The sequence below is a fragment of the Bradyrhizobium sp. 164 genome (genome assembly GCF_023073715.1).
In the GTDB taxonomy this organism is placed as follows: Bacteria; Pseudomonadota; Alphaproteobacteria; order Rhizobiales; family Xanthobacteraceae; genus Bradyrhizobium.
The window spans coordinates 45,120-70,880 of the sequence record NZ_JADPKA010000004.1 but is presented as its reverse complement, the minus strand read 5'-3'; the positions used below and the strand labels follow the sequence as shown (position 1 = coordinate 70,880).

General features: G+C 64.5%; 23 protein-coding genes. 16 read left to right on the top strand and 7 right to left on the bottom strand.

The genetic code is table 11. The features are described from left to right. Positions 1-65: 65 nt before the first annotated feature. Positions 66-1,223 (top strand): M20 family metallopeptidase, encoded by a 1,158-nt coding sequence (locus IVB01_RS01550; RefSeq protein WP_247276477.1) that lies wholly within the window; start codon positions 66-68, stop codon positions 1,221-1,223. Next, positions 1,220-1,930, top strand: coding sequence for a tRNA (guanosine(46)-N7)-methyltransferase TrmB (trmB, locus tag IVB01_RS01545; protein ID WP_247276478.1), 711 nt, complete (start codon positions 1,220-1,222; stop codon positions 1,928-1,930). The genes IVB01_RS01550 and trmB overlap by 4 nt, the downstream gene beginning before the upstream one ends. Before the next feature lie 85 nt (positions 1,931-2,015). Here trmB and IVB01_RS01540 read toward each other — a convergent pair whose 3' ends face one another. Further along, the gene (locus IVB01_RS01540; RefSeq protein WP_247276479.1) at positions 2,016-3,098 is read right to left on the bottom strand and encodes a DUF2336 domain-containing protein; all 1,083 of its coding nucleotides are present in this window, start codon (positions 3,096-3,098) and stop codon (positions 2,016-2,018) included. Positions 3,099-3,456: 358 nt separating this feature from the next. Here IVB01_RS01540 and rimP point away from each other — a divergent pair, with 358 nt between their 5' ends. The 8 genes from rimP (at position 3,457) to pnp (ending at position 13,804) form a co-directional block, all read left to right on the top strand. Further along, positions 3,457-4,212 (top strand): ribosome maturation factor RimP, encoded by a 756-nt coding sequence (rimP, locus tag IVB01_RS01535; protein ID WP_247276480.1) that lies wholly within the window; start codon positions 3,457-3,459, stop codon positions 4,210-4,212. Positions 4,213-4,214: 2 nt separating this feature from the next. Then, positions 4,215-5,825 carry a transcription termination factor NusA gene (gene nusA / locus IVB01_RS01530; RefSeq protein ID WP_247276481.1) on the top strand — a complete coding sequence of 537 codons (1,611 nt, stop codon included), beginning with the start codon at positions 4,215-4,217 and terminating at the stop codon, positions 5,823-5,825. A gap of 23 nt (positions 5,826-5,848) precedes the next feature. Beyond that, the gene (locus tag IVB01_RS01525; RefSeq protein ID WP_247276482.1) at positions 5,849-6,532 is read left to right on the top strand and encodes an RNA-binding protein; all 684 of its coding nucleotides are present in this window, start codon (positions 5,849-5,851) and stop codon (positions 6,530-6,532) included. A 69-nt stretch (positions 6,533-6,601) separates the two neighbouring features. Continuing rightward, on the top strand, positions 6,602-9,286 hold the full coding sequence (infB, locus tag IVB01_RS01520; protein WP_247276483.1) for a translation initiation factor IF-2: 2,685 nt from the start codon (positions 6,602-6,604) through the stop codon (positions 9,284-9,286). Positions 9,287-9,440: 154 nt separating this feature from the next. Next, complete coding sequence (gene rbfA, locus IVB01_RS01515; RefSeq protein ID WP_247276484.1) at positions 9,441-9,875, top strand: 30S ribosome-binding factor RbfA; 435 nt, start codon at positions 9,441-9,443, stop codon at positions 9,873-9,875. Beyond that, complete coding sequence (gene truB / locus IVB01_RS01510; protein WP_247276485.1) at positions 9,872-10,993, top strand: tRNA pseudouridine(55) synthase TruB; 1,122 nt, start codon at positions 9,872-9,874, stop codon at positions 10,991-10,993. Before rbfA ends, truB begins: the two co-directional genes overlap by 4 nt. A gap of 2 nt (positions 10,994-10,995) precedes the next feature. Further along, entirely contained in the window at positions 10,996-11,265 is a 270-nt protein-coding gene (rpsO, locus tag IVB01_RS01505) for a 30S ribosomal protein S15 (protein ID WP_008540131.1), read from the top strand. Between the two features lie 376 nt (positions 11,266-11,641). Then, entirely contained in the window at positions 11,642-13,804 is a 2,163-nt protein-coding gene (gene pnp / locus IVB01_RS01500; RefSeq protein WP_247276486.1) for a polyribonucleotide nucleotidyltransferase, read from the top strand. Between the two features lie 112 nt (positions 13,805-13,916). On the opposite strand, the gene katG is transcribed toward pnp, so the two are convergent. Continuing rightward, the gene (katG, locus tag IVB01_RS01495; protein ID WP_247448988.1) at positions 13,917-16,085 is read right to left on the bottom strand and encodes a catalase/peroxidase HPI; all 2,169 of its coding nucleotides are present in this window, start codon (positions 16,083-16,085) and stop codon (positions 13,917-13,919) included. A gap of 114 nt (positions 16,086-16,199) precedes the next feature. Here katG and IVB01_RS01490 point away from each other — a divergent pair, with 114 nt between their 5' ends. Genes IVB01_RS01490 through IVB01_RS01480 form a run of 3 tightly spaced genes read left to right on the top strand, consistent with a single transcriptional unit; the run spans position 16,200 to position 18,192 of the window. Further along, positions 16,200-17,126: a hydrogen peroxide-inducible genes activator gene (locus IVB01_RS01490; RefSeq protein WP_247276488.1), complete on the top strand. Its 927-nt coding sequence runs from the start codon at positions 16,200-16,202 to the stop codon at positions 17,124-17,126. Between the two features lie 8 nt (positions 17,127-17,134). Continuing rightward, positions 17,135-17,599: a GNAT family N-acetyltransferase gene (locus tag IVB01_RS01485; protein ID WP_247276489.1), complete on the top strand. Its 465-nt coding sequence runs from the start codon at positions 17,135-17,137 to the stop codon at positions 17,597-17,599. After that, positions 17,596-18,192, top strand: coding sequence for a glutathione S-transferase family protein (locus tag IVB01_RS01480; protein WP_247276490.1), 597 nt, complete (start codon positions 17,596-17,598; stop codon positions 18,190-18,192). The genes IVB01_RS01485 and IVB01_RS01480 overlap by 4 nt, the downstream gene beginning before the upstream one ends. Here the strand turns inward: IVB01_RS01480 and fabI are convergent. The 3 genes from fabI to fabA all read right to left on the bottom strand — a co-directional run bounded on the left by fabI (position 18,189) and on the right by fabA (position 20,911). Beyond that, on the bottom strand, positions 18,189-18,989 hold the full coding sequence (gene fabI, locus IVB01_RS01475; protein ID WP_247276491.1) for an enoyl-ACP reductase FabI: 801 nt from the start codon (positions 18,987-18,989) through the stop codon (positions 18,189-18,191). The genes IVB01_RS01480 and fabI overlap by 4 nt on opposite strands. A 137-nt stretch (positions 18,990-19,126) precedes the next feature. Further along, a complete protein-coding gene (gene fabB / locus IVB01_RS01470; RefSeq protein WP_247276492.1) occupies positions 19,127-20,350 on the bottom strand; it encodes a beta-ketoacyl-ACP synthase I in 1,224 nt (407 codons plus the stop codon). 39 nt (positions 20,351-20,389) lie between these two features. Then, on the bottom strand, positions 20,390-20,911 hold the full coding sequence (gene fabA, locus IVB01_RS01465; RefSeq protein ID WP_247276493.1) for a bifunctional 3-hydroxydecanoyl-ACP dehydratase/trans-2-decenoyl-ACP isomerase: 522 nt from the start codon (positions 20,909-20,911) through the stop codon (positions 20,390-20,392). Between the two features lie 353 nt (positions 20,912-21,264). On the opposite strand from fabA, the gene irrA reads away from it, so the two are divergent. After that, the gene (gene irrA, locus IVB01_RS01460; RefSeq protein WP_247276494.1) at positions 21,265-21,756 is read left to right on the top strand and encodes an iron response transcriptional regulator IrrA; all 492 of its coding nucleotides are present in this window, start codon (positions 21,265-21,267) and stop codon (positions 21,754-21,756) included. A gap of 90 nt (positions 21,757-21,846) precedes the next feature. On the opposite strand, the gene IVB01_RS01455 is transcribed toward irrA, so the two are convergent. Then, positions 21,847-22,377, bottom strand: coding sequence for an SH3 domain-containing protein (locus tag IVB01_RS01455; protein ID WP_247276495.1), 531 nt, complete (start codon positions 22,375-22,377; stop codon positions 21,847-21,849). A gap of 339 nt (positions 22,378-22,716) precedes the next feature. On the opposite strand from IVB01_RS01455, the gene IVB01_RS01450 reads away from it, so the two are divergent. Further along, entirely contained in the window at positions 22,717-23,718 is a 1,002-nt protein-coding gene (locus tag IVB01_RS01450; RefSeq protein ID WP_247419807.1) for a D-glycerate dehydrogenase, read from the top strand. Here IVB01_RS01450 and IVB01_RS01445 read toward each other — a convergent pair. Continuing rightward, a complete protein-coding gene (locus IVB01_RS01445) occupies positions 23,715-24,626 on the bottom strand; it encodes a LysR family transcriptional regulator (protein WP_247276497.1) in 912 nt (303 codons plus the stop codon). The genes IVB01_RS01450 and IVB01_RS01445 overlap by 4 nt on opposite strands. A gap of 121 nt (positions 24,627-24,747) precedes the next feature. Between IVB01_RS01445 and IVB01_RS01440 the strand changes: the two genes are divergently transcribed. Next, positions 24,748-25,755, top strand: a complete 1,008-nt coding sequence (locus IVB01_RS01440) for an aldo/keto reductase (RefSeq protein WP_247276498.1) — start codon at positions 24,748-24,750, stop codon at positions 25,753-25,755. The last annotated feature ends 6 nt before the right edge of the window (positions 25,756-25,761 follow it).

The following is a 25,761-nucleotide window of genomic DNA, read 5'->3' as shown; positions in this document are numbered from 1 at the left end:
GAGACTGCGCCAAATCTGGCCTATGTCGTCATTTCCGACCGCGCCCTCGATGCGCGTTCTCTCCGATGATGCAGTTCAAGGGCATAGATGCGTTCATGGCCAGCTCCAATTGGTTCGATTCCCAAACCATTCTCGATGGCATCCGCCGCTGGGTTGAGATCGAGACGCCGACGGAAGCGCCCGAGCAGGTCAACAAGCTGATCTCCGTGGTCGCCGAGCAATACCGCGGGTTGCCCGCCACGCTCGAGCGCGTCGCTGGGGTCAATGGCTGCGGCGATCATCTCGTGGCGCGCTCGACCTGGGGCCAGGACCGGCCGGGCATCCTGGTGCTGAGCCACCTCGATACCGTTCATCCCCTGGGCTTCATCGAGCGCCTGCCCTTCAAGGTCGAAGGCGACAGCGCGTTCGGTCCCGGCATCTACGACATGAAGGGCGGCGCCTACATCGCCTACCATGCCTTTCGCGCGCTCTGCGCCGCCGGCGACCGTTCGCCGCTCGGCATCACCCACATGTTCACCTCCGACGAGGAGATCGGCAGCCCGACCTCACGTGCGCTGATCGAGCAGGAAGGTCGCCTGGCCAAATACGTGCTGGTGACGGAGCCGGCGCGCGACGGGGGCAGGATCGTCACCGGACGCAAGGGCGTCGGACGCTTCCAGGTCCTCATCAAAGGCGTGCCCGCGCATGCGGGCTCCCGGCCGGAGGACGGCCGCAGCGCCGTCCGCGAGCTCGCCAACGTGATCCTGGCGCTGGAAGGGATGAACGACCTCAAGCGTGGCGTCACCGTCAATGTCGGCGTGGTGCGCGGCGGCACGCGCCCCAACGTGACGCCGGAAGAGGCCTATGCCGAAGTCGATCTGCGCGTGTTGAGCCTCAAGGATGCGGACGAGTTCGTCGGCAAGATCCTCGCGCTCACGTCGAAGACCGACGGCGTCACCGTTGCGGTCGCCGGCGAGCTCAATCGCCCGCCTTACGAGAAGAGCAATGCCGGCGCGGCGCTCTACGAGCATGCGAAGACGCTTGCCGCCGAGATCGGCTTCGAGCTGATCGACACCCACACCGGCGGCGGCTCGGACGGCAACTTTACCGCTGCGCACACCGCGACGCTCGACGGGCTCGGCGTCGACGGCAAGGGCGCACACACGCATTATGAGCAGCTCTACGTCTCCTCGCTCGCGCCGCGCGCGCGGCTGCTCCATCGCCTGTACCAGACGCTGCGATGAGCGAGCGCAAATCAGATCCCGCGCGCGATGACAGCGAGCGCGCCTTCTTCGGACGCCGCAAGGGTCACAAGCTCAGGCAGCACCAGGCCGGGCTGATCGATCAGCTGCTGCCGCATCTTGCGCTCGACATCGCGAGCGAGGCACCGGCGAATGCCGGCGAGATCTTCGACCCCGCGGCGAGCGAGGTGCGGCTCGAGATCGGCTTCGGTGGCGGCGAGCATCTGGCGGCCGAGGCGCAAAGCTTTCCCGCTACCGGCTTCATCGGCTGCGAGCCCTATGTCAACGGCATGGCCAAAATCCTCGCGCAGATCGAGGCGGCCAACATCGGCAACATCCGCCTGTTCGCCGGAGATGCCGCCGAGCTCTTGGCCTGGCTTCCGCAGGCCTCGTTGTCGCGGATCGACCTGATCCATCCCGATCCCTGGCCGAAACGGCGGCACTGGAAGCGGCGCTTCGTCCAGGACAGGACCATTGCCGCAATGGCGCGCGTGCTGAAGCCTGGCGGCGAATTCCGTTTCGTCTGCGACATCGACGATTACTGCGCCTGGACGCTGTCGCATCTTGCCCGCTCTTCGGATTTCGTTTGGCTTGCCGAACGCGCCGACGATTTCCGGCAGCCATGGGTGGGCTACACCATGACCCGCTACGGCCGGAAGGCCGCGCGCGAAGGACGTAAGGCGGCCTATCTGCGGTTCAGGAGAGTGTAGTCCTCATTCCCGGGCGCGCGCAGCGCGAACCCGGATCTCGAGGTTGCGGGTTCGATGCTGCGCACCGCCCGGGGACGATAGGACCTCAAATCGTCTGCCGGTTGCGCCAGAAATTCACGACGCGCTCGGCGGTCGTCGGCATGAGGCGCGTGAAGTTCATGCGCGCGGCCTCGATGTCGGCATCGGCCGGGGTGCGATGCGGCCCGTACCACAGCAGGATGAGCGCGCGCACCGTGGGCCAGCCGAGATTGAGCACGCGCCCCAGGATCAGAATCGGATCGTAGCGATCGCCCGCGATCAGGCGGTCGAGAATCGCGAGGCGGACGCCGGTCATCGCCGAGAGCGAGGCGATCGATTCCTCGTATTTGAGTGCCTTGGCGAAACCGAGCAGCGCGCTCTCACCGAGATGGCCCTCGCGATGCAGGGCCGTCACCGTTCGCTGTGCCGCCGAGAAGTCACGGCGCGGCCCCGGCGGCCGCGCCGCCTCCTCGATGGCCTCCATCGCGCGCTTGATCTCGACCTGGCGCGCGGGATTGACCACGCTGGAGAGGCGGCGGCGGATGACGTCGAGCGTGCCGTTGAGAAGCTCCTTCAGGTGCTCGCCGGAGAGATCGTTGCGCTGACCGATCTTGAGCGTCAGCACGCCGTCCTGCGCGGCTCGCTTGATCAGCTCGGAATAGCTGCCGGGCGAGAAGACAGCACCTGCATTGCCGGCTGCGCGACGCACCACGTCGCGATCACCCCGCTCGACCAGCACGTCGGTGACGACGGCCGGCAAGGTGGGGCGCTCCGTTATTGCCAGCAGATGGCCCTGACCCTTCAGCCGCGCGATCTCGACCAGGGCGCCCTCGTCGAGCACGGGCGAGCGGCGCAGCACGGGGCCGGCCACCGTGATCTCGTTTTCGCGTGCGAACTGGTTCACCAGATGCGGCGGCGCGTTGCCGAGGCGCGAGAAGCGCTCGGCGAGATCGGCGCGCGAAGCGAGTTCGGCATGCGGGACGAGATCGATCAGGAGATTGTCGAACAGATCGATCAGCTCGGGACGGAGTTTTTCGGCATCCCGGAAAAATAATGCGGAGATGGCCCGCGCGATCTCGCCGCGACGTCGGGGGTCGCCGCGTTTGACGATATCGTCCAATCCAGGAATCAGCGAGGTGGCAACGGTCATGGAACGCAACTCGGGGATGTGGCACGCCGTGGGCGCGCCATAGCTCAAGCCGCCCCACAATCGGGGAATCTAGGCCTGCTTGATGAAGGAAGCGTTGCGGGGCGAGCCGCCCAAAGGACGCAAAAAGCGTCCTCTGCCCTGCAATGGGCCTTGTCCGGGAGGGGCGAAAGGGCTATATCAGCGGCAATTCATCTTCTCATACGATCCGCGTAGTGAGAGTGGGCCCGAAAGGACCCGCTCTTTTTTATTACCTGAACGCGGCTTGGCGGAGGATGCGGCCCGACGCGTTGTCGGGAGAGTTCCGAAGCGGGCTTTGACATTAACCCAGCCTTAACCAATCGAGCGCCTGACCCCTGCTATGACCGAACCGAACTCTGGTTCCACGGATGCCGAATTGCTGTCCGAGCCGCGGCTCGTGGTCGAGCCGGGCGTCGCGGCCCGGGTGTCCGCGGTCGCAGCTCCCGTGCTCCAGGGCATGGGCTATCGCCTGGTGCGTATCCGTATCTCCGGAGAGGCCGGCTGCACGGTGCAGATCATGGCCGAGCGGCCGGACGGCTCGATGCAGATTGAGGATTGCGAGGCGATCTCGCGGGCGCTGTCGCCTGTGCTCGACGTCGCCGACCCCATCGATCGCGCGTACCGGCTGGAAATCTCCTCGCCGGGAATCGACCGGCCGCTGGTGCGCCGCTCCGATTTCGAGCGCTATGCTGGACATCTGGTGAAGGTCGAGATGGCGGTCGCCCATGAGGGGCGGAAGCGGTTCCGCGGCACGCTCGGTGCTGTCGAAGGCGATCGCGTGCATCTGCATCGCGACGACGTCAAGGCTGGCGATGACGCCGACGTTCTCCTGACCATGGAGGATATTGGCGAGGCGCGGCTGGTGCTGACTGACGAGCTGATTGCGGAGTCCATGCGCCGCGGCAAGGCCGAGGCGCGCGAGATGCGTCGCAATCTTGGCCTCGAGCCGCCTCCGGCGCCGCACGCCCAGATTAGCGAGAAGATCACCAAGAACACCAAGCCGAAAAAAAAGCCGGCACCGACCAATACAAAGAAACATCGCCTGGCCGCCGAACGCGCGCGACGGGGCGAGATCGAGCCTGACGAAGGAGACTAGCCATGGCAGTCAGCGCCAATCGACTTGAATTGCTCCAGATCGCGGACGCCGTTGCGCGCGAGAAATCGATCGACCGCGGCATCGTCATCGCCGCGATGGAGGACGCCATCGCCAAGGCGGCGCGGGCCCGTTACGGCAGCGAGACTGACGTTCACGCCGAGATCGACCCGAAGAAGGGCGAGCTGCGGCTGTCGCGCCACATGCTTGTGGTCGAGAAGGTCGAAAACCCTTCAAACCAGATCTCGCTGGTGGATGCACAGCGCGCCAATCCCGGTGCCCAGGTCGGCGACACTATCGCCGACACGCTGCCGCCGCTGGAATATGGCCGCATCGCCGCCCAGTCGGCCAAGCAGGTGATCGTGCAGAAGGTGCGCGAGGCCGAGCGCGACCGGCAATATCAGGAATTCAAAGACCGCATCGGCGACATCGTCAACGGCGTCGTCAAGCGCGTCGAATATGGCAGCGTGATCGTCGATCTCGGCCGTGGTGAAGCCATCATCCGTCGCGACGAGATGCTGCCGCGCGAAGTCTTCCGCAACGGCGACCGTGTCCGCGCCTATATCTTCGACGTCCGCCGCGAGACGAGAGGCCCGCAGATCTTCCTCTCCCGCACCCATCCTCAATTCATGGCGAAGCTGTTCGCGCAGGAGGTGCCGGAGATCTATGATGGCATCGTCGAGATCAAGGCGGTCGCCCGCGATCCCGGCTCGCGCGCGAAAATCGGCGTGATTTCCCGAGATTCCTCGGTCGATCCGGTCGGCGCCTGCGTCGGCATGCGCGGCTCGCGCGTGCAGGCGGTGGTGAACGAATTGCAGGGCGAGAAGATCGACATCATTCCCTGGTCGCCCGACATCGCGACCTTCGTGGTCAACGCGCTGGCACCGGCCGAAGTCTCGAAGGTCGTCATCGACGAAGACCGCGAGCGCATCGAGGTCGTCGTGCCCGACACCAACAACCAGCTCTCGCTGGCGATCGGCCGCCGCGGCCAGAACGTGCGTCTGGCTTCGCAGCTCACCGGCTGGGACATCGACATCCTGACCGAGCAGGAGGAATCGGAGCGTCGCCAGGCCGACTTTGAAAACTCCACCCGCGTCTTCATGGAATCGCTCAACGTCGACGAGGTTGTCGGCCAGTTGCTGGCGTCCGAAGGCTTCACCTCGGTCGAGGAACTCGCGATGGTGGACGTCAAGGAACTCGCCAGCATCGAGGGCTTCGACGAGGAGACCGCGCAGGAGCTGCAGAACCGCGCCCGCGAATATCTTGAGCAGCAGGAAGCCGAGCTCGAGGCCAAACGCAAGGAACTCGGCGTCGAGGACGCCCTCAAGGACGTGCCCGGCGTGACCTCGAAAATGCTGGTGAAGTTCGGCGAGAACGACATCAAGACCGTCGACGATCTCGCCGGCTGCGCCACCGACGATCTGGTCGGCTGGACCGAGCGCAAGGAAGGCAGCGAGCCAACCAAGCACGCTGGTGCGCTCGACGGCATCGACATCTCCCGCGACGATGCCGAAGCGATGATCATGCAGGCCCGCGTCAAGGCCGGCTGGATCACCGAGGCCGATCTTGCCAAGCCCGCTGAGGAGGCTGAGGCGACCGAAGATCAGCCGGCTTAAGGGCGAAGGAGAATGTCACCCGGATGCTCGCCAGCACTGACAGCGAACTCGACCATGGGCCGCGGACCGAAAGGTCCGCGACCATGCGCATGTGCGCGGTCAGCCGCAAGGTCCGGCCGATCGACGAGCTGATCCGCTTCGTCGTCTCGCCGCAAGGCGACATAGTTCCCGACCTCAAGCGCAAGCTGCCCGGACGCGGCATGTGGATCACCGCCTCGCGGCAGGTGGTTGCGGAAGCCGTGCGGCGTCACCAATTTAACAAGGCCTTCAAGCGCGAGCTGCGCGCCCCTCAGACGCTTCCCGCCGACATCGAAGCGCTCCTGGTTCGGAGCGTGACGGAAGCCCTTGGGATCGCCGCCAAGGCGGGCCAGGTCGTGGCCGGCTTCGGCAAGGTCGAGAGCGCCCTTCGGGAAGGTACGGTCGAGGTCCTGATCCACGCCAGCGACGGGGCCGCGGACGGAATCCGCAAATTGGACATGCTGGCGCGTCAAAATGCCGGAAATCGCGGCGCCAAGCCGCAGATTCCCGTCGTCACCGCGCTGAAATCGATAGAATTGGATTTGGCACTGACCCGGTCAAATGTGATACATGCTGCGCTGCTCGCGGGCCCGGCGAGCAGGTCATTCCTGTCACGTAGCCAGATGCTGGTCCGATACCGGATGGCGGACGATGACAAGACGGCCGAAAAACACGGCCAGGATTTCTGAGAGACAAGACGAACCGATATGACGGTGCGGCAACGCACAACGACAACAGATCAGGATTAGGACTGCTGAATGGTTGATACCAAGACCCCTGGCGACAAGAAGCTGAGCGTTCCGAGCAAGACGCTATCGCTCAAGCCGCGCGTCGAAACGGGCACCGTGCGCCAGAGCTTCAGCCACGGCCGGAGCAAGCAGGTCGTGGTCGAGAAGCGCGGCAAGCGCCGCATTGGCGACGGCCCCGAGCCGCACACGCCTGAGGTGACGGCGAAACCGGCCCCGGCCGCACCCGCGCCGTCGCGCCCTGCCCCGCCGCCCGCCCCACCGCGCAACGCCGGTTCCGGGGTGGTGCTGCGTACCCTGACCGAAGACGAGCGTTCGGCCCGCGCCAGCGCGCTGGCCGATGCCAAGCTGCGCGAGGTCGAGGAACGCCGTCAGGCCGAGGAAGAGGCGCAGCGCCGCGCTGCCCGCGAGGCTGCCGAACGCGCCGAGCGCGAAGCCGCCGAAGCCCGTCGCAAGGCCGAGGATGAGCGTCATCGCCACGAGGACGAAGCCAAGCGGAAGGCCGAGACCGAGGCCAAGAAGCGTTTTGGCGAAGGCGAACAGCCTTCTGCCGCACGTCCCGCAACGGCAGCTCCGGCGACTAGCGCTCCCCGCTCCGCGCCAGGTACGGCGCGACCTGCGGCGACCACCACTGCGCGCCCGACAACGACCACTCAGCGGCCGGCCGGCCCGGCGGGGCGCGCTCCCGCGGTTGCGGCCGGACCCGACGAGGACGATGGTCCGCGCCAGATCCGTCGCGGTCCCGGCGGTGTTGCGCGTCCTGCGGCCGCCCCCAAGACCACCCACAAGCCCGGTCCACAGAAGGAGCGCGGCCGCCTCACCGTCGTCACCGCGCTCAATGCCGATGAGGTGCGCGAGCGTTCGATCGCCTCGTTCCGCCGCCGCACCCAGCGCCTCAAGGGCCACGCCTCGAACGAGCCCAAGGAAAAGCTCGTCCGCGAGGTGACGATTCCGGAAGCGATCACCATCCAGGAGCTCGCCAACCGCATGTCCGAGCGCGCGGTCGACGTCATCCGCATGCTGATGAAGCAGGGCGCGATGCACAAGATCACCGACGTGATCGACGCCGACACCGCGCAGCTGATCGCGGAAGAGCTCGGCCACACCGTCAAGCGCGTTGCCGCCTCGGACGTGGAAGAGGGCCTGTTCGACCAGGTCGACGATTCCACCGACACCGAACCGCGTTCGCCTGTCGTGACCGTGATGGGTCACGTCGACCACGGCAAGACCTCGCTGCTCGATGCGCTGCGCCATGCCAACGTGGTTTCCGGCGAAGCCGGCGGCATCACCCAGCATATCGGCGCCTATCAGGTGCTGTCGCCGGAGAGCGGCAAGAAGATCACCTTCATCGACACGCCCGGCCACGCTGCGTTCACTGCGATGCGCGCCCGCGGCGCCAAGGTCACCGACATCGTCGTGCTGGTGGTCGCGGCCGATGACGGCGTGATGCCGCAAACGGTCGAAGCCATCAACCACGCCAAGGCGGCAGGCGTGCCGATCATCGTTGCCATCAACAAGATCGACAAGCCTGATGCCAAGCCCGAGCGCGTCCGCACCGAGCTGCTCCAGCACGAGGTTCAGGTCGAATCCTTCGGCGGCGAAGTCGTCGACGTCGAGGTGTCCGCCAAGAACAAGACCAATCTCGACAAGCTGCTCGAGATGATCGCGCTGCAGGCCGAAATCCTCGACCTCAAGACCAATTCGGAGCGTCCGGCCGAAGGCACCGTGATCGAGGCCAAGCTCGATCGCGGCCGTGGTCCGGTCGCGACCGTGCTGGTCCAGCGCGGCACGCTCCGTGTCGGTGATATCATCGTCGCAGGCGCCGAGATGGGCCGCGTCCGCGCGCTGATCTCCGATCAGGGCGAGACGGTGCAGGAGGCCGGTCCTTCGGTGCCGGTCGAGGTGCTCGGCTTCAACGGTCCGCCGGAAGCCGGCGATCGTCTCGCGGTGGTCGAGAACGAAGCCCGCGCCCGCCAGATCACCAGCTACCGCGCGCATCAGAAGCGCGAGAACGCGGCTGCCTCGATCTCCGGCATGCGCGGCTCGCTCGAGCAGATGATGTCCCAATTGAAGACCGCGGGCCGCAAGGAATTCCCGCTGATCATCAAGGCCGACGTGCAGGGCTCGCTGGAAGCGATCCTCGGCTCACTGGAGAAGCTCGGCACCGACGAAGTCGCAGCCCGCATCCTGCATGCCGGCGTCGGCGGCATTTCGGAATCCGACGTGACGCTCGCGGAAGGCTTCAACGCCGCGATCATCGGCTTCTCGGTTCGAGCCAACAAGGAAGCGGCCGCGGCGGCCAAGCGCAACGGCATCGAGATCCGCTACTACAACATCATCTACGACCTCGTGGACGACGTGAAGAAGGCGATGAGCGGCCTGCTCGCGCCGACCTTGCGCGAAACCATGCTGGGCAATGCCGCGATCCTGGAGATCTTCAACATCTCCAAGGTCGGCAAGGTCGCCGGCTGCCGGGTCACCGACGGCACCGTGGAACGCGGCGCCAATGTGCGCCTGATCCGCGACAACGTGGTCGTGCACGAAGGCAAGCTCTCGACGCTGAAGCGCTTCAAGGACGAAGTGAAGGAAGTCCAGTCGGGCCAGGAATGCGGCATGGCCTTCGAGAACTATCACGACATGCGAGCCGGTGACGTAATCGAGTGTTATCGCGTGGAGACGATCCAGCGCTCCCTGTAAGTCCAAATCTTACCGAAGCGTTCGGATCTTTTTGAACTGAGATTGCGGGAGTGCGATGGCCGGATTTTTCCGGCCCTCCACCCCTCTTCGTTTCAACAAGACAAACGACAATGCCCGTGTCCCAAACACGGGCATGACGAGGTGATTTTCGAGAATGCCACGCCATCATCAGAAGAAGAGTTCCGCGCCCGGCGGAGGCTCGCAACGCCAGTTGCGCGTCGGCGAGCAGGTTCGCCATGCGATGGCCGAGATTCTGGCGCAAGGCAACGTGCATGATGCGGATCTCGAAGGTCACAACATCACCGTGCCGGAGGTGCGGATGTCGCCCGACCTGAAGCTCGCAACGATCTACGTGATGCCGCTCGGTGGCCGCGACACCGAGATCGTCATCAGCGCACTCGAGCGCAACAAGAAGTTCCTGCGTGGCGAAGTCGCGCGGCGCGTTAACCTGAAATTTGCACCTGACATTCGCTTCCGCGTCGATGAGCGATTCGATGAAGCGGAACGGATCGAGAAGCTTTTGCGAACACCTGCGGTGCAGAAGGACCTGGAACAGGATCCGGATTCGGATCGGGAAGAAGAACGATGACGATGGACCCGGCTCACGACACGATCAGCGGCGAACAGGCCGATCAACGCGACGTGCAGACAAATAATTTTGCGGATCTGGGCAGCAATTCTCAGCCGCACCAGGAGCCGCGCCGCGTCAACAATGATCCCCGCGCCAAGCAGCAGCAGAAGGGCAACCAGCCGCGCCGCGACCGGCGCGACGTCCACGGCTGGGTCGTGCTCGACAAGCCGATCGGCATGACCTCGACGCAAGCGGTCGCGGTGCTGAAGCGCCTGTTCAACGCCAAGCGCGCGGGACACGCCGGCACGCTCGATCCGCTCGCCTCGGGCGGCCTGCCAATCGCACTCGGCGAAGCCACCAAGACCGTCCCCTTCGTGATGGACGGCCGCAAACGCTATCAGTTCACCGTGTGCTGGGGCGAGGAGCGCGATACCGACGACATCGAAGGGCGGGTGACCGCGACCTCCGACCAGCGCCCGACCCGGGAAGCCATCATGGCCCTGTTGCCCCGGTTTACCGGGGTGATCGAGCAGATCCCGCCGCGCTATTCCGCGATCAAGGTCCAGGGCGAGCGCGCCTATGACCTCGCGCGCGACGGCGAGGTCGTAGAGCTGGCGCCCCGCCCCGTCGAGATTCATCATTTAACCCTTGTCGATCAACTGGATACCGACCGGGCCGTGTTCGAGGCGGAGTGCGGCAAGGGCACGTATGTGCGGGCGCTGGCCCGCGATATGGGTCGGATTCTCGGCACTTTTGGCCATATCTGCGCGCTGCGGCGGACCCTGGTCGGCCCATTTGGCGAAAACGACATGATTCCGCTGGATCAGTTGGAGGCTTTGTGCCATAGAGCCGCGTCCGGCGAGGGCAGCCTCGCCGACGCGCTTTTGCCCGTTGAGACCGCGCTGGACGACATCCCGGCACTGGCCGTCACTCGGGCTGATGCGGCAAGGCTCCACCGGGGCCAGGCCGTTTTGTTGCGCGGACGGGATGCGCCCACTTGTAGCGGCACAGTCTATGTCACGGTGGCAGGCCGTCTTTTGGCGCTTGCCGAAGTTGGCAATGGCGAAATCATCCCCAAGCGTGTGTTCAACCTGACCGGCCTGACTGCCAGCCCCGGTCGCAACGAGAGAAATTGACGATGTCGATTGCCGCAGAACGCAAAGCGGAAGTCATCAAGACGAATGCCACCAAAGCCGGTGACACCGGCTCGCCTGAGGTTCAGGTCGCGATCCTGTCGGAACGCATCAACAACCTCACCAACCATTTCAAGACCCACGTGAAGGATAACCATTCGCGTCGCGGCCTCTTGAAGCTGGTCTCGACCCGCCGCTCGCTCCTCGACTACCTCAAGAAGAAGGACGAGGCGCGGTACAAGGCGCTGCTCGAGAAGCACAACATTCGTCGCTAAAGAGTTCCTGCGCGCGCCACTGGCGCGCGTTTTCGCGCGTGGTTTCGAACGAAAGCGCTTCTTTAAAGGTTTTTGATTGAGGCTGCGTGCGCGTCGGATGCGAGCCGTTGACGGTTGGCATCCGGGCATGATGGCGAAGACCACGGTTCGGTGTTCGCGTTCGTACCGACTGACAGTCCAGCAGCAATCCGGCGGCTGGGCACAACGGGCAAGGCGCCCGTATGACCCGAAAGGATGGACGCCATCCGAAATTCAAAAACCATGGCAGGATCGCAGGCCGCTGGTCATCACGCCGATCAGCGTCCCGCAATCTTGCGCATGGTTTTTGTTTTTCGAAGCGTCCCTTCTTTCGAGAACCCATGAAAGAAGACCTCCTATGTTCAATAAGCATTCAGTCGAGATCGACTGGGGCGGACGCCCTCTCAAGCTTGAAACCGGCAAGATCGCCCGCCAGGCCGACGGCGCCGTCGTCGCCACCTATGGCGAGACCGTGGTGCTTGCCACCGTCGTCGCGGCGAAGACACCGCGCGAAGGCGTCGACTTCCTGCCGCTCACCGTCGATTACCAGGAGAAGACCTACGCTGCGGGCCGCATTCCCGGCGGCTATTTCAAGCGCGAGGGCCGTCCGACCGAGAAGGAGACACTGGTCTCCCGCCTGATCGACCGTCCGATCCGCCCGCTGTTCGTCGACGGCTGGCGCAACGAGACCCAGGTGATCGTCACCGTGCTCTCGCACGACATGGAAAACGATCCCGATATCGTGGCGATGGTCGCGGCCTCCGCCGCGCTGACGCTGTCCGGCGCGCCCTTCAAGGGCCCGATCGGCGCAGCCCGCGTCGGGTTTGCCAATGACGAATTCGTCCTCAACCCGACCCTGGACGAGATGGTCGACACCCAGCTCGACCTTGTCGTCGCCGGCACCGCCGACGCCGTGCTGATGGTGGAATCGGAAGCCAAGGAGCTCAACGAAGACATCATGCTCGGCGCGGTGATGTTCGGTCACCGCCACTTCCAGCCGGTGATCAACGCGATCATCGAGCTCGCCGAGAAGGCCGCGAAGGAGCCGCGCGAAGTCACCGTGATCGACAATTCGGCGATCGAAAAGGAAATGCTCGGCTTGATCGAGCAGGAGCTGCGCGCCGCCTACGCGATCCCCGTGAAGCAGGAGCGCTATGCCGCCGTCGGCCTCGCCAAGGAAAAGGTGATGGCCCACTACTTCCCGGAAGGGCAGGAGGCGAAATACGACAAGCTCCGCATCGCCGGCGTGTTCAAGGAGCTCGAGGCCAAGATCGTCCGCTGGAACATCCTCGACACCGGCAAGCGCATCGACGGCCGCGACTCCAAGACCGTGCGCAACATCGTCGCCGAAGTCGGCGTGCTGCCCCGCGCCCACGGCTCGGCGCTGTTCACCCGCGGCGAGACCCAGGCGATGGTCGTGACCACGCTCGGCACCGGTGAGGACGAGCAGTACATCGACGCGCTGTCGGGGACGTACAAGGAAACGTTCCTGCTGCACTACAACTTCCCGCCCTACTCAGTCGGCGAGACCGGCCGCCTCGGCGGCACCAAGCGCCGCGAGATCGGCCACGGCAAGCTCGCCTGGCGCGCGATCCACCCGGTGCTGCCGCCGCATCACGAGTTCCCCTACACCATCCGCGTGGTGTCGGAGATCACCGAATCCAACGGCTCCTCGTCGATGGCATCGGTCTGCGGCGCCTCGCTGGCGCTGATGGACGCCGGCGTGCCGTTGAAGCGGCCGACCGCGGGCATCGCGATGGGCTTGATCCTCGAAGACAAGCGCTTTGCGGTTCTCTCGGACATCCTCGGTGACGAGGACCATCTCGGCGACATGGACTTCAAGGTGGCCGGCACCGAGCTGGGCATCACCTCGCTCCAGATGGACATCAAGATCGAGGGCATCACCGAGGAGATCATGCGCGTCGCCCTCGGCCAGGCCAAGGATGGGCGTATCCACATCCTCGGCGAAATGGCCAAGGCGCTCACCAATGCCCGCGCCGAACTCGGCGAATACGCGCCGCGTATCGAGACCTTCAAGATCCCGACCGACAAGATTCGCGAAGTGATCGGCACCGGCGGCAAGGTAATCCGCGAGATCGTCGAGAAGACCGGCGCCAAGGTCAACATCGAGGACGACGGCACCGTGAAGGTCGCCTCCAGCGACGGCGAGGCGATGAAGGCCGCGATCAAGTGGATCAAGTCGATCGCGTCCGAGCCGGAAGTCGGCCAGATCTATGACGGCACCGTCGTCAAGGTGATGGAATTCGGCGCCTTCGTGAACTTCTTCGGCTCCAAGGACGGCCTCGTCCACATCAGCCAGCTCGCGTCCAACCGCGTGCAGAAGACCTCCGATGTGGTGAAGGAAGGCGACAAGGTTAAGGTCAAGCTGCTCGGCTTCGACGACCGCGGCAAGACCCGCCTGTCGATGAAGGTGGTCGACCAGACCACCGGCGAGGACCTCGAGGCCAAGGAGAAGGCTGCCGAGGGCGAGAAGGCCCCGCGCGAAGCGGCGGGCGAGTAAGTCTCGCCACACGGACAAAAACACGAAGGGCGGCCGAGAGGCCGCCCTTTTTCTCGCCCCTGGGGAGCGCTGCGCTCCCTCTCCCGCAAGCAAGCGGGAGAGGTGCAGAGCCTCAAGCCGTGAGATCGAACCGGTCGAGATTCATCACCTTGGTCCAGGCCTTGGCGAAGTCCTTGACGAACTTCTCCTTGGAATCCGACGTGGCGTAGACCTCGGCGAAGGCGCGGAGCTGCGAGTGCGCGCCGAAGATGAGATCGACGCGCGTGCCGGTCCACTTGACCGCGTTGGTCTTGCGGTCGCGGGCCTCATAGGTGCCGTCAGCGCCGGCCGGCGTCCACTGCGTGCTCATGTCGAGCAGGTTGACGAAGAAGTCGTTGCTTAGCGTTCCCACCTTGGCGGTGAAGACGCCGTGCTTCGAACCGTTCGCATTGGCGCCGAGCACGCGCAGGCCGCCGACGAGCACCGTCATCTCCGGGCCGGTGAGCCGAAGCAGCTGCGCACGATCGACGAGCGCCTCCTCGGGCATCATAAACTGATGCCGCTTGCCGATATAGTTGCGGAAACCATCGGCCCGCGGCTCCAGCGGCGCGAAGGAAGCAGCATCCGTCTGCTCCTGCGAGGCATCCATGCGGCCCGGCGTGAAGCCGACCTTGACCTCGACGCCGGCATCCTGGGCGGCCTTCTCGACCGCGGCGGTGCCGCCGAGCACGATCAGGTCTGCGAGCGAGACCTTCTTCGCGCCGGACGAGGCGTTGAAGTCCTTCTGAATCGCTTCGAGCTTGCCGAGCACCTTGGAGAGCTGAGCGGGCTGGTTCACCTCCCAGTCCTTCTGCGGGGCGAGACGGATGCGCGCGCCGTTGGCGCCGCCGCGCTTGTCCGAGCCGCGGAACGTCGAGGCCGACGCCCAGGCGGTCGAGACCAGCTCCGATACGGACAGACCCGAGGCGAGGATCTTCGTCTTCAGCGAGGCGATGTCCTGCTCGCCGACCAGCTCGTGATTCACGGCCGGAATCGGGTCCTGCCAGATCAGCGTCTCCTTCGGCACCAGCGGGCCGAGATAGCGCTGGATCGGACCCATGTCGCGGTGCGTGAGCTTGAACCAGGCGCGGGCGAAGGCGTCCGCGAACTGATCGGGATGCTCGAGAAAGCGTCGCGAGATCTTCTCATAGGCCGGATCGAAGCGGAGCGAGAGGTCCGTGGTCAGCATCGTCGGCCGATGCTTCTTCGACTTGTCGAAGGCATCAGGAATGATCGCCTCGGCATTCTTGGCCGTCCACTGGTGCGCGCCGCCGGGGCTCTTCGTCAGCTCCCATTCGTACTTGAACAGGTTCTCGAAGAAGTTGTTGCTCCACTTTGTCGGCGTGGTCGTCCATGTCACCTCGAGACCACTGGTGATGGAATCGCCCGCGAGGCCCGTACCGTGCTTGCTCTTCCAGCCGAGGCCCTGATCTTCCAGCGCGCCCGCTTCCGGCTCCGGACCGACCAGCGACGGATCGCCCGCGCCGTGGGTCTTGCCGAAAGTATGGCCGCCGGCGATCAGCGCGACGGTTTCCTCGTCGTTCATCGCCATGCGGAAGAAGGTCTCACGGATATCCTTGGCCGCGGCGATCGGATCCGGCTTGCCGTTCGGACCTTCCGGATTGACGTAGATGAGGCCCATCTGCACTGCGCCCAGCGGCTCGGCGAGCTGACGCTCACCGCTGTAGCGCTCATCGCCCAGCCAGGTCCCTTCGGGACCCCAATAGAGCTCTTCCGGCTCCCAAACGTCGGCGCGGCCACCCGCAAAACCAAACGTCTTGAAGCCCATCGATTCCAGCGCGACGTTGCCCGCGAGCACCATCAGGTCGGCCCACGAAAGCTTGCGGCCGTATTTCTGCTTGATCGGCCACAGCAGCCGGCGCGCCTTGTCGAGGTTGGCGTTGTCGGGCCAGCTGTTGAGCGGCGCGAAGCGCTGCTGACCGGCGCCGGCGCCACCGCGGCCGTCGGTGATGCGGTAAGTGCCCGCGCTGTGCCAGGCCATGCGGATCATCAGGCCGCCGTAATGACCGAAGTCGGCCGGCCACCACTCCTGCGAGTCCGTCATCAGAGCGGTCAGGTCCTTGATGACCGCGTTCAGGTCGAGCGACTTGAACTCCTTGGCATAGTCGAATTCTTTGCCCATCGGATCGGACAGGTCGGAATTCTTGTGCAGCACCTCGATGTTGAGCTGCGTCGGCCACCAGTCGCGGTTTGAGCGCGCGGGTTTTCCGCCCGAAAACGGGCATTTCGAAGTGTCGTCCATGAATACCTCCTCTGGCGGCGGCGAACTCGCGCCCTTGACCAGGTAGAACCACTCTAAGCATCGCCTCCTATCAGGGGAAGTTGACTTTAATGATCGCTGCGATAGGATTTTCTGATGATAAACCTGACGCTGCGTCAGCTTCGCTATTTCGATGCGCTGGCGCGCCACGGCCATTTCGGCCGCGCCGCCGAGGCCTGCTCGATCTCGCAGCCAGCCTTGTCGATGCAGATCAAGGAGTTGGAAGGGACCCTCGGCGGCCTGCTGCTGGAGCGTAGCGCGCGGCAGGTGGCGCTGACCCGGTTCGGCGAGGAGCTCGCGCAACGCGTCCGCGAGATTTTGCGCTCGGTCGATGAGCTCGGCGATTTCGCCCGGGCTTCACAGGATCGCTTCGCCGGCCGCCTGCGCATTGGCATGATCCCGACCATCGCACCGTATCTCCTGCCCAAGATCACCAAGAATCTCACGCGCATGCATCCCGAGCTCGACATCCGCGTGCGCGAAACCATGACGCCGCGGCTGATCCAGGAGCTGGTCGAAGGCCGGCTCGACACCGCCATCGTCGCGCTGCCGGTGTCCGAACCCTCGCTCACCGAGGTCGCGCTGTTCGACGAGAAATTCCTGCTGGTGCGGCCGGGCGCGGACGAGGGCACCCCGGTGCCGTCGCGCGAGATGATGCGCGAGATGCGGCTATTGCTGCTCGAAGAGGGGCACTGCTTCCGCGAACAGGCGCTGTCCTTCTGCAACATGCAATCGGCGCCGCCGCGCGAGATGCTGGATGCGAATTCGCTCTCGACGCTGGTCCAGATGGTCAGTGCCGGCATCGGCGTCACCCTGATTCCGGAGATGGCGGTGCCGGTGGAGACGCGATCGGCCTCGGTCTCGCTGGCGCGCTTCCGCGACCCCGAGCCCTCCCGCACCATCGGCATGGTCTGGCGCAAGACCAGCCCGCTGGCGCGACAGCTGCTGCAAATCTCCGAGGTGGTGTGCCTGTCGGCCGGCAAGGCGCGCCCACGTCAGGCGGCGCGCAGCCTCAGAGCCTGAGTTGCCGGATGTCGCAACCGATCATCCGCATCGCGCGCGCAGACGAATATGACGAGATCGCCCGCGTCTGGATGCTGAGCTGGGTCTCGACCGGCCTCGCCGAGGTCAGCGATTTCCTGCTGGCAAATCTCCGCGTCCGGATCCGACGCGAGATCGAGGACGGCTGGAGCCTGTTCGTCGCCGACGACAACGGCACGATCGCCGCGATGCTGGCGCTGCATCTGCCGAAGCGCTATCTCGACATGCTTTTCGTCGCGCCCGCTTATCAGGGCCAATCGCTCGGCCGGCGATTGCTCGCCTTCACACGCACGCAACTGCCTGACGAGATGTACCTGCGTTGCGTGCGCGAGAACGAAAAGGCCTGGCGCTGGTATGAGCGCGAAGGTTTCGTGTTCGAGACGGAAGAGATCGAACCGTCGAACGGGTTCGTGATGAAATATTATCGATGGAAGAATAAAGGAGACGCGTCATGATCAAGCTTTATTGGTCACCCCGGTCGCGCTCGTTCACGACGCTCTGGTTGATGGAGGAGAGCGGTCTGCCCTACGAGCGCGTGCTGACCGACATCTCGACCGGCGCGCAGAAGGCGCCGGATTATTTGAAGATCAACCCGATGGGCAAAGTGCCGGCGTTGACTGACGGCGACGCCGCGCTCGGCGAGGCCGCTGCGATCTGCGCCTATATCGGCGATCGCTATCCCGAGACCAAGCTCGCGCCCGCTGTGATCGATCCGCGCCGCGCGCGCTATCTGCAATGGCTGTTCTTCTCGCCGAGCTGCATCGAGCCCGCCATCATCCAGATCTTCACCAAGATCGAGATCCCGACCTCGACCGCGGCCTGGGGCAGCGCGACGCAGGTCTTCGACGTGCTGGAAGCGGCGCTCGAGAAGGGACCGTGGATCTTGGGCGACAATTTTTCCGCTGCTGACATCACAATCGGCTCGGGCCTGAACTTCGCGGTGCGTCTGTTCAAGATGGTGCCGTCGCGTCCGGTCTTCGACACCTATCTCGCGCGCTGCATGGCCCGGCCGGCGTTCCAGCGCGCAGAGAAGATCGCGGCCGGCTAGTCCGGCGACTTCAAGTCGTCCGGCTTCGGCATCAGGATGATGTTGTACCCGGAATCGACGTAGTGAATCTCGCCGGTCACGCCGCCCGACAGATCCGACAGCAGATACAGCGCCGAGCCGCCGAGCTCGTCGAGCGTGACGCCGCGGCGCAGCGGCGCATGTTTCTGCTGGAATGCGAACATCGCCCGCGCTTCACCGATGCCGGAGCCGGCGAGCGTACGGATGGGGCCTGCGGAGATCGCGTTGACGCGGATGCCGCGCGGCCCGAAATCCGCGGCGAGATAGCGCACTGAGGCTTCCAGCGCCGCCTTGGCCACACCCATCACGTTGTAATTCGGCATCGCCCGCATCGAGGCGCCGAAGGTCAGCGTGATCATGCTGCCGCCCTCTGTCATCAGCTCGGCGGCGCGCTTGGCGACTTCAGTGAAAGAGAAGCAGGAGATCACCATGGTGCGCGAGAAATTCTCGCGGGTGGTGTCGGCGTAGCGGCCCTTCAGCTCGTTCTTGTCGGCGAAGCCGATCGCGTGGATCACGAAGTCGAGCTGGCCCCACTTGTCGCGGAGCGCTGCGAAGGTCGCATCGACGCTGGTGATGTCCTCGACGTCGCAAGGCAGCACCAGATCGACGCCGAGCTGCTCCGCCAACGGCTTGACGCGCTTGCCCAAGGCCTCGCCCTGAAAGGTGAAGGCCAGCTCGGCGCCCTGGGCATGCAGCGTCCTCGCCATGCCCCAGGCGATCGAATGATCATTGGCGATGCCCATGATCAGACCGCGCTTGCCTTTCATCAAACCTTCCATTGCTTCTTTGCTCCCACTATTCCGGGGTCATCGCCCGCGCAGGCGGGCGATCCAGTATTCCAGAGCCGTATGTGATAGATCGAGAAGCCACGGCACACTGGATGCCCGCCTTCGCGGGCATGACAGCATCGCTAAAATCACACATCCAGCCGGCTGAACACCAGAGTGGCGTTGGTGCCGCCGAAGCCGAAGGAGTTCGACAGCACGGTGCCGATCTTGACGTTGTCGATGCGCTTGCGCACGATCGGCATATCCGCGAACACGGGATCGAGCTCCTGGATGTGCGCGCTCTCGCAGATGAAACCATTGTTCATCATCAGCAGCGAATAGATCGCCTCCTGCACGCCGGTAGCGCCCAGGGAGTGGCCGGTCAGCGCCTTGGTCGCGGAGATCGGCGGGCACTTCTCGCCGACGCCGAACACCCTTCGGATCGCCTCGATCTCCGGCGGATCGCCGGCAGGCGTCGAGGTCGCGTGCGGATTGATGTAGTCGACTTTGGTCTTCACCGTCGACATCGCCATGCGCATGCAGCGCTCGGCGCCTTCGCCTGATGGTGCGACCATGTCGTGACCGTCCGAGGTCGCGCCATAACCGACGATCTCGCCATAGATGCGCGCACCGCGCGCGTTGGCATGCTCGAGCTCTTCCAGCACCAGCACGCCGGCGCCGCCGGCGATGACGAAACCATCGCGATTGACGTCGTAGGGACGCGAGGCCGTGGCGGGCGTGTCATTGTACTTCGAGGACATCGCACCCATGGCATCGAACAGCACCGATAGCGACCAGTCCAGCTCCTCGCAGCCGCCTGCAAAGATGACGTCCTGCTTGCCGATCTGGATCGTCTCGTAGGCATTGCCGACGCAATGGTTCGAGGTCGCGCAGGCCGAGGAGATCGAGTAGTTCACGCCCTTGATCTTGAACCAGGTCGCCAGCGTCGCGGAGGCCGTGGAGGACATCGCCTTCGGCACCGCAAACGGGCCGACGCGCTTCGGCCCCTTGGTGCGGGTGATGTCGGCGGACTCGACGATGGTTCGCGCCGAGGGGCCGCCGGAGCCCATGATGATGCCGGTGCGGACGTTGGAGACTTCGTCGGGCGACAGACCGGAATCCTGGATCGCCTGCTCCATCGCGACGTGATTCCACGCCGCGCCCTGACCGAGGAAACGCATGGCGCGGCGGTCGACCACCGTCGATGGATCGAGTGTGGGCTCGCCTTGTACCTGCGAACGGAAGCCGAGCTCGGCATATTTCTCAGCCCGCGAAATGCCCGACTTCGCCTCGTGAAGGCTCGCAAGCACTTCCTGGGTGTTGTTTCCGATCGACGAGACGATGCCCATCCCGGTGACCACAACCCGCCTCATGACAGCCTCGCCTCAATCGTTGCCTTCTTGGTGATGCGCTCAGCCCAGGCTCGTGCCCTGCTTGAACAGGCCGACCTTCAGATCCTTGGCGCGATAAATAATCTGGTCATCGACCGAAAGCCACCCGTCGGCGATACCGAGCACGAGCTTTGCGCGCATCACGCGTTTGATATCGACGTTGTACACAACCTTGCGCGCGTCGGTCAGCACCTGGCCGCCGAACTTCAGCTCGCTGAGGCCGAGCGCGCGGCCGCGACCTTCGCCGCCGCTCCAGCCGAGATAAAAGCCGACCATCTGCCACAGCGCATCAAGACCGAGGCAGCCGGGCATCACCGGATCGTTCTTGAAGTGGCAGCCGAAGAACCAGAGGTCGGGCTTCACGTCGAGTTCGGCGCGCACTAGGCCCTTGCCGAACTCCCCGCCATTGTCGGTAATTTCCGTAATGCGGTCGAACATCAGCATCGGCGGCAGCGGCAACTGGGCATTGCCCGGGCCGAACATTTCGCCGCGGGCACACGCCAGCAGATCTTCGTATTCGTAACCGTTGCGCCTGTTCAGCATGCACGAGCCTCTGTTCTAATCCCGATTGAGCGGCGTTTTTTGGCGAAAATGGGCCCCGTCTCGGTCGGAGAGCAACGCCAATTGCCATCGTCAGGGGCACCTCCCGCAAGCCCGGATGGACTGCGGACCGGGCCACCATGCTTGGCTGCGCCAAATCGGCTAGGCGGAACCGCGCGCTCTCTAACACAGGCCATTTCGAGTGGCAAAGCGCGTCTATGAAGGTAAAATGACCGGCGCTTCGCGCGGTTCCAAGCTTGATTAGAACCTCTCTACTTGCGAGAAACTTGCACCTGCATCTTTCTGTCCTTATATTGCAAGAGACATATAGTTCACGCGCGCCCGAAATCTGGATAATGAGCGAGAATACCGCGCCCCCTCACGACGACGACGTCCATTCCGCAGCCCTCTTGTCCGGCCGCCAGCCGGCCCTGACCGGTTGCCCGTGGCACGACGTCAACGAAATGCTCCAGTCCGCCGGGCTCCGTCCGACGCGCCAGCGCATGGCGCTCGGCTGGCTCCTGTTCGGCAAGGGTGCGCGCCACCTCACGGCTGAAATGCTCTACGAGGAAGCGACGTTGGCCAAGGTTCCGGTGTCGCTGGCGACCGTCTACAACACGCTGAACCAGCTCACCGATGCCGGCCTGCTCCGTCAGGTCAGCGTCGACGGCACCAAGACCTATTTCGACACCAACGTCACCACCCACCACCACTATTACCTCGAGAACAGCCATGAGCTGGTGGATATCGAGGATCCGCATCTGGCGCTGTCCAAGATGCCCGAGGTGCCCGAGGGTTACGAGATCTCGCGCATCGACATGGTCGTGCGCCTGCGCAAGAAGCGCTGAGATTTGCTGAGATAAATCTGAGATCGTCGTGGCCGGGCTTGTCCCGGCCATTTTTCGTTTGCCCAGCCGTCCTGGACGACGCCTGCGGCGTCAATTCACCTGCTCGTCCGAGTACACGCCCCAGAGGCGCTCCTGCTGGATCCAGCCGTCAAAGCCGCTGCCGGTGACGTGACACCAGCCTGCGCTGCACTTCTTCACTTGCGTGACGACGCCGGCCTGGAGCTTGGCTGCGACCGCGCTGTCGGGATCGGGACGGTCGTAGATCGGCGCGAGGTCGTCCTTGTGCTTCATGGTGACGACCGCGGTACGGCGGCCCGACAGCAGCGAGTGATAGACCCAGCCCTCGGCGCCTTCGGAATCACGCACCCGGCGCCAGTTCTCGAATTCAGCAGTGATTTCCACCGGCAGGCCGGCGCGGGTATAGACCCAGGCCACGTCATTGTCCTTGGTCGGGCCGGCGCGAACGTTGACGTGATCCGACTTGAGGCTGACATAGCGCGGCACCGGCAGTCCGCTGGCGGTCTGGGGGGTGGTGTCCTTCGCCGAATGCGAGGGGCTGACCGAGGCGCTCAACCAGGTGCAAACGAGCGCCATCACCGAACAAAAACGCCCCAACGCCATCAACCCGTCTCCTGTCGAAGACCCGCCCGAGGCGGGTCCTCACCCCAAAATCCAAAACCCTGCCGCGTCAGCCCCTGTCCCGCCCCACGCGGGTGTTCCCCAGAACGAGGTCCGCAAGCCCTGACCCGTGGTTCTTGTCTTGGCCCGGCCTTCTGCTAGAGAGGACGGACGCTTGAACAACCAGTTTGCCCCGATTTTCCGGCCGGAAATATCGGGAGAGCTTGAAGGAAACGCCGGGGACGACACGGCTAGGGCAGTGTCGAACAACCGGGTTAATGAGGCCTCAACGGCCAGCTTTTGGTGACAGAGGCGGGCTGCGACGCCTCATGAGGGCAGGACATGTCGGTGAAGAAAAAGCCCCTCGTCGTTGTGACGCGCAAGCTGCCGGACTCGGTCGAGACGCGCATGCGCGAGCTGTTCGACGCGCGGATCAATCTCGACGATACGCCGATGTCGGCCGAGCAGATCGCGGAAGCCGCGCGCACCGCCGACGTGCTGGTTCCGACCGTGACCGACCACATCAGTGCCGATGTCATCAATCAGCCAGACTGCAAGCTCCGCCTGATCGCCAATTTCGGCAATGGCGTGGACAATATCGACGTCGAAGCCGCGCATGCCCGCGGCATCACCGTCACCAACACGCCAAAAGTTCTGACCGAAGACACCGCCGATATGACCATGGCGCTGATCCTCGCCGTACCCAGGCGGATGATAGAAGGCGCTTCGATCCTGACGGAAGGAAAGCCCTGGGCAGGCTGGTCGCCGACCTGGATGCTCGGCCATCGCATCGGGGGAAAACGGCTCGGCATCATCGGCATGGGCCGCATCGGCCAGGCGGTGGCGCGCCGCGCCCGCGCCTTCGGCCTGCAGATCCACTATCACAACCGCCGCCCGGTCGCGCCGAAGATCGCCGAAGAGCTGGGCGCGACCTATTGGGAGAGCCTCGACCAGATGCTGGCGCGGATGGACATCATCTCGGTGAACTGTCCGCACACGCCGGCGACCTATCATTTGCTCTCGGCGCGGCGACTGAAGCTGATCCGGAAAGACGCCTACATCGTCAACACCGCTCGCGGCGAAGTGACCGACGAGGACACGCTGATAAAGCTGATCGAAGGCGGCGAGATCGGCGGCGCCGGCCTCGATGTCTACGAGCATGAGCCTGCGGTCAACCCAAAACTGGTGCGGCTCGCCAAGGCGGGCAAGGTGACACTGATGCCGCATATGGGCTCCGCCACCATCGAAGGCCGCGTCGAGATGGGCGAGAAGGTCATCATCAACATCCGCACCTTCCTCGATGCCCACAAGCCGCCGGATCGCGTGCTGCCGAGCATGCTCTAGGATCGATCCGTCTTGCGCTTCCGCCAACCTGCGACGAAATCGATGAAGGCCCGCAGCGCCGGCGGCACCTGGCGGCGGCTCGGATAGTAGAGGAACGGTCCGGGAAACGGCTCGCACCAGTCCTCCATGAGGCTGACCAGCGCGCCGGACTTCACGGCGTCATGGACGTAGCCATCGAGCGTTGCCCAGATGCCGGCGCCGTCGAGTACAGCGCGCATGGAAAGATTCATATTGGTCGAAATCAGCTTGGCCGGCGGATCCACCTTCACGATTTGGCCGGCCTTCTCGAATTCCCAATCGTGCATGACGCCGCTTGAGTAGCGTGCGCGGATGCAATCATGGTCGAGCAGGTCCCTCGGATGTTTCGGCCTGCCGCGGCGCGCGACGTAGTCGGGCGATGCGACGACAATATAGCGCTGCGAGCCGCTTAGCGGAATCGCCACCATGTCCTGCGCGAGATGTTCGCCATAGCGCACGCCGGCATCGTAGCCGGCGCTGACGATGTCGACGAAACCGCTCTCGGAGACGATGTCGAGATCGATTTGCGGATATGCTGCGAGGAACGGCCCCGCCATCGGCGCCAGCACGAGGTCGACCGCCGGCGGCGGCGCATTGATACGCAGGCGGCCCGAGGCGACCTCGCGCAGGCCCCGCACCAGATCCAAGGCATCGCCGACGTCGCGCAAGGCCGGTGCGACGCGCGATAGCAGCAGTTCGCCCGCCTCGGTCAGCGCGACACTGCGGGTGGTGCGGTTCATCAGGCGGACGCCGAGGCGCTCCTCCAGGTCCCGTAGTCGCTGGCTAAGGCTCGACACCGACACGCGAATATCCTGCGCCGCACGCCGGAAATTGCGGGTGCGGGCGACCGCTACGAAGACATCGAGATCGCGCAGGTCAGGCTCGGCCATTATTCGCCAGAATGAACAAGCTATTCTGGATTGTCCAGCTTATCGGGGCAATGGACCAAGGGCATATCTGGCCTCGTCACGCGGCGCATTCAGCCTGCCGCACCTTTCGAGGAGAGCCATCATGGAACAGCGCAAACTCGGTTCAACCGGCCCCACGGTTTCCGCCTTTGGGCTCGGCTGTATGGGCATGTCAGAGGTCTACGGCCCCGCCGATCGCGGCGAGGCCATCGCCACGGTCCATGCGGCACTCGATGCCGGCATCACGCTGCTGGATACCGGCGACTTCTACGCGATGGGCCACAACGAGATGTTGGTCCGCGAGGCGCTGAAGGATACTTCGCGCGACAAGGTCCAGATCAGCGTCAAATTCGGCGCGCTGCGCGGCCCGGCCGGCGAATTCGCCGGCATGGATTGCCGCCCCATAGCGATCAAGAATTTCCTGGCCTATTCGCTGCAACGTCTCGGCACCGAGTATATCGACATCTACCGCCCGGCCCGGCTCGATCCGAACGTACCGATCGAGGAGACGATCGGCGGCCTCGCCGAACTGGTGAAGGCCGGCTACATCAGGCATATCGGCCTGTCCGAGGTCGGCTCCGACACCATCCGCCGCGCGCATGCCGTGCACCCGATCGCCGACCTCCAGATCGAATACTCGCTGATCGAGCGCGGCATCGAACGCGATATCCTCAAGACCTGCCGCGAGCTCGGCATTGGCATCACGGCCTATGGCGTGCTGGCGCGTGGACTGATCAGCGGCCATTGGACGAAGGACAGCGGCAAGGCCGGCAAGGACTACCGGCTGATGACACCACGTTTCCAGGGCGCGAACCTCGACGCCAATCTCGCGCTGGTGGAGCAGCTTCGCGCGGTCGCGAACGACATCCGCGCAACGCCGGCACTGGTTGCGATCGCCTGGGTGGCGGCGCAGGGCCAGGAGATCGTACCGCTGGTCGGCGCGAGAACCCGCACCCGTCTGGCCGAAGCACTCGGCGCAACCAAGGTGACGCTGACACAGGCTCATCTCGCAGCGCTGGCAAAGGCATTTCCGCCGGATGTCGCCGCCGGCACGCGCTATGCGGCCGAACAGATGGCGCATCTCGACAGCGAGAAGCCGGCCACGCGGTAGCGGCGA

What these genes read in the sequence shown, in the direction of transcription:
- IVB01_RS01450 (WP_247419807.1), top strand. Translation starts at nt 22,717, where the DNA reads ATGTCGGTGAAGAAAAAGCCCCTCGTCGTTGTGACGCGCAAGCTGCCG.
- truB (WP_247276485.1), top strand. Translation starts at nt 9,872, where the DNA reads ATGACGATGGACCCGGCTCACGACACGATCAGCGGCGAACAGGCCGAT.
- pnp (WP_247276486.1), top strand. Translation starts at nt 11,642, where the DNA reads ATGTTCAATAAGCATTCAGTCGAGATCGACTGGGGCGGACGCCCTCTC.
- nusA (WP_247276481.1), top strand. Translation starts at nt 4,215, where the DNA reads ATGGCAGTCAGCGCCAATCGACTTGAATTGCTCCAGATCGCGGACGCC.
- rpsO (WP_008540131.1), top strand. Translation starts at nt 10,996, where the DNA reads ATGTCGATTGCCGCAGAACGCAAAGCGGAAGTCATCAAGACGAATGCC.
- trmB (WP_247276478.1), top strand. Translation starts at nt 1,220, where the DNA reads ATGAGCGAGCGCAAATCAGATCCCGCGCGCGATGACAGCGAGCGCGCC.
- IVB01_RS01455 (WP_247276495.1), bottom strand. Translation starts at nt 22,377, where the DNA reads ATGGCGTTGGGGCGTTTTTGTTCGGTGATGGCGCTCGTTTGCACCTGG.
- IVB01_RS01490 (WP_247276488.1), top strand. Translation starts at nt 16,200, where the DNA reads ATGATAAACCTGACGCTGCGTCAGCTTCGCTATTTCGATGCGCTGGCG.
- IVB01_RS01440 (WP_247276498.1), top strand. Translation starts at nt 24,748, where the DNA reads ATGGAACAGCGCAAACTCGGTTCAACCGGCCCCACGGTTTCCGCCTTT.
- irrA (WP_247276494.1), top strand. Translation starts at nt 21,265, where the DNA reads ATGAGCGAGAATACCGCGCCCCCTCACGACGACGACGTCCATTCCGCA.
- fabB (WP_247276492.1), bottom strand. Translation starts at nt 20,350, where the DNA reads ATGAGGCGGGTTGTGGTCACCGGGATGGGCATCGTCTCGTCGATCGGA.
- IVB01_RS01550 (WP_247276477.1), top strand. Translation starts at nt 66, where the DNA reads ATGATGCAGTTCAAGGGCATAGATGCGTTCATGGCCAGCTCCAATTGG.
- IVB01_RS01540 (WP_247276479.1), bottom strand. Translation starts at nt 3,098, where the DNA reads ATGACCGTTGCCACCTCGCTGATTCCTGGATTGGACGATATCGTCAAA.
- IVB01_RS01525 (WP_247276482.1), top strand. Translation starts at nt 5,849, where the DNA reads ATGCTCGCCAGCACTGACAGCGAACTCGACCATGGGCCGCGGACCGAA.
- katG (WP_247448988.1), bottom strand. Translation starts at nt 16,085, where the DNA reads ATGGACGACACTTCGAAATGCCCGTTTTCGGGCGGAAAACCCGCGCGC.
- IVB01_RS01480 (WP_247276490.1), top strand. Translation starts at nt 17,596, where the DNA reads ATGATCAAGCTTTATTGGTCACCCCGGTCGCGCTCGTTCACGACGCTC.
- fabA (WP_247276493.1), bottom strand. Translation starts at nt 20,911, where the DNA reads ATGCTGAACAGGCGCAACGGTTACGAATACGAAGATCTGCTGGCGTGT.
- rbfA (WP_247276484.1), top strand. Translation starts at nt 9,441, where the DNA reads ATGCCACGCCATCATCAGAAGAAGAGTTCCGCGCCCGGCGGAGGCTCG.
- IVB01_RS01445 (WP_247276497.1), bottom strand. Translation starts at nt 24,626, where the DNA reads ATGGCCGAGCCTGACCTGCGCGATCTCGATGTCTTCGTAGCGGTCGCC.
- infB (WP_247276483.1), top strand. Translation starts at nt 6,602, where the DNA reads ATGGTTGATACCAAGACCCCTGGCGACAAGAAGCTGAGCGTTCCGAGC.
- fabI (WP_247276491.1), bottom strand. Translation starts at nt 18,989, where the DNA reads ATGGAAGGTTTGATGAAAGGCAAGCGCGGTCTGATCATGGGCATCGCC.
- IVB01_RS01485 (WP_247276489.1), top strand. Translation starts at nt 17,135, where the DNA reads ATGTCGCAACCGATCATCCGCATCGCGCGCGCAGACGAATATGACGAG.
- rimP (WP_247276480.1), top strand. Translation starts at nt 3,457, where the DNA reads ATGACCGAACCGAACTCTGGTTCCACGGATGCCGAATTGCTGTCCGAG.